Annotated in this window: 1 protein-coding gene; it reads left to right on the top strand. The window is 67.0% G+C overall.

Annotation, left to right across the window (positions count from 1 at the left end; translation table 11 throughout):
* Positions 1 to 2,529: S8 family serine peptidase (locus ACFULQ_RS48995; protein ID WP_383558318.1), on the top strand; the 2,529-nt coding region annotated here is incomplete at its 5' end.
* Between the last annotated feature and the right edge of the window lie 27 nt (positions 2,530 to 2,556).

Below are 2,556 nucleotides of genomic sequence, written 5' to 3'. Positions count from 1 at the left end.
ACGCATGTCGCCTCCATCGCGGCGGGCACGGGTGCCAAGTCGGGCGGCAAGTACAAGGGTGTCGCGCCCGGCGCCAAGATCCTCAACGGCAAGGTCCTCGACGACACCGGCTCCGGTGACGACTCCGGCATCCTCGCCGGCATGGAGTGGGCGGCCGAGCAGGGCGCCGACGTCGTCAACCTCAGCCTCGGCGGCCAGGACACCCCGGAGATCGACCCGTTGGAGGCGGAGGTCAACAAGCTCTCCGCCGAGAAGGGCATCCTCTTCGCCATCGCCGCGGGCAACGCCGGTCCGGAGTCGATCGGTTCGCCGGGCAGCGCGGACGCCGCGCTCACCGTCGGCGCCGTCGACGACAAGGACAAGCTGGCCGACTTCTCCAGCACCGGCCCGCGGGCGGGCGACGGAGCGATCAAGCCGGACGTCACCGCGCCGGGTGTGGACATCACGGCGGCCGCGGCCAAGGGCAGCGTCATCGACCAGGAGGTTGGTGAGAAGCCGCCGGGCTACCTGACCATCTCCGGTACGTCGATGGCGACTCCGCATGTGGCGGGCGCGGCGGCCATCCTGAAGCAGGAGCACCCGGACTGGGGTTATGCCGAGCTGAAGGGTGCGCTGACCGGGTCGACGAAGGGCGGTAAGTACACGCCGTTCCAGCAGGGTTCGGGCCGTATCCAGGTGGACAAGGCGATCAAGCAGACCGTGATCGCGGACCCGGTGTCGGTGAGTTTCGGTACGCAGCAGTGGCCTCACACCGATGACAAGCCGGTCACCAAGAAGCTGACCTACCGCAATCTCGGCACCAAGGACGTGACGCTGAAGCTGGCGTCGACGGCGACCAACCCCAAGGGGCAGGCCGCTCCGGCGGGCTTCTTCAAGCTGGCGGCCACCACGGTGACCGTTCCGGCGGGTGGCAAGGCGTCCGTGGACGTGACGGTGAACACCAAGCTGGGCGGTACGCTCGACGGTGCCTACTCGGCGTACGTGACCGCGACCGGCGGCGGCCAGACCGTCCGCACGGCGGCCGCGGTACAGCGCGAGGTCGAGTCGTACGACGTCACGATCAAGCACATCGGCCGTGACGGCCAGCCGACCCCCGACTACAACACCATCCTGCTCGGCTACACCGGGCTCGCCGAGAACCGGGGCTACCAGGTCACCGTCTCGGACTCCGGTACGACGACGATGCGCCTCCCCAAGGGCACCTACCTGCTGGACGCCTGGATCGCGAAGGACCTCGTGAACTTCGAGGGCGGCCTGGACTGGCTGGTCCAGCCGAAGCTGACCGTCACCAAGAACCTCTCCGTGACGATCGACGCCCGCAAGACCAAGACGTCCGACATCACCGTCCCGGACGCGCAGGCCAAGCAGCAGCTCGGCGTGATCAGCTACCTGTACGACCCGGCGGGCATCGGCTTCGGAGTCGGTCTGGAGTCCTTCGAGGGCGTACGCGTGGCGCCGCTCGGCGGCGACGTCTCCGGTCTGCACCAGACCTGGAGCGGCCAGTGGACCAAGGGTGACCAGGCCGAGTACGACGTGGCCACCACCGCCGACGTCAAGAAGCTCCAGGGCGACAAGGTCCGGCACTTCAAGGCGAGCGAGCTCGCCACGGTGAAGAACAACCTCGGTTCCGGAGCCGTCGGCAAGACCGGGGCGCTGACCGTGTCGGGCTACTTCCCGAACGACTTCACCCTCGGTACCCCGATCGAGCAGAAGCTGCCGAGCACCCGCACGCTGTACCTGTCGACGGTCGACAAGATCAAGTGGTCCTTCGACTTCGCGCAGTACAAGGGCAAGGACGCGGACGGCTTCCCGATAGCGGAGGCCTACTACACCCTGGGCGACGCGCAGACCTTCAAGGCGGGCCAGAAGTACACGAAGACCTTCAACACCGCGGTCTTCGGCCCCCACCTGAACAAGTACTACGGTCTCTTCCGCGACGAGAACTCGATCTACGGCTACGTCCCGCTGTTCTCCGACGGTGCCGGCCACGCCGGTTCCTCGGACTTCACCGCGGTCAGCACCAGCCTGTACCGCAACGGCACCAAGGTCGGCACGAACGACGACCCGCTGTTCGGCGCCAAGGCCTTCACGGTCCCGTCCGGCCAGGCGAAGTACAAGCTGACGACCTCGGTCAAGCGCAGCGTCAAGGTCGCGGCGGCCTCCACCCGCATCGACGCGAGCTGGGAGTTCACGTCGAAGAAGCCGGCCGCCGGCACCATGGCCACCCTCCCGGCCTCCATGGTCCGCTTCAACGCGAAGACGGGCCTGGACAACCGGGTCGAGGCCGGCAAGACGGTGAAGATCCCGCTGACGGTCGAGGGCGCCGCCAAGGGCTCCAACCTGAAGTCCCTCGCGGTGTACGTGTCCTACGACTACGGCCAGACCTGGAAGAAGGTCACGGTCAAGGACGGTCAGATCACCGTGAAGAACCCGGCGAAGGACAAGGCCATCTCCTTCCACGCCAAGATCGCCGACAAGAAGGGCAACAAGTCGACGATCTCGATCTACAACGCGTACTACGGGAAGTGACCTGTAGGAAGCGGTAGGTGCGGGGCC

The sequence above is a fragment of the Streptomyces sp. NPDC057253 genome (genome assembly GCF_042669125.1).
GTDB lineage: Bacteria > Actinomycetota > Actinomycetes > Streptomycetales > Streptomycetaceae > Streptomyces.
The sequence above is the reverse complement of the archived record's forward strand: the minus strand, read 5'-3'. Positions and strand labels throughout refer to the sequence as shown.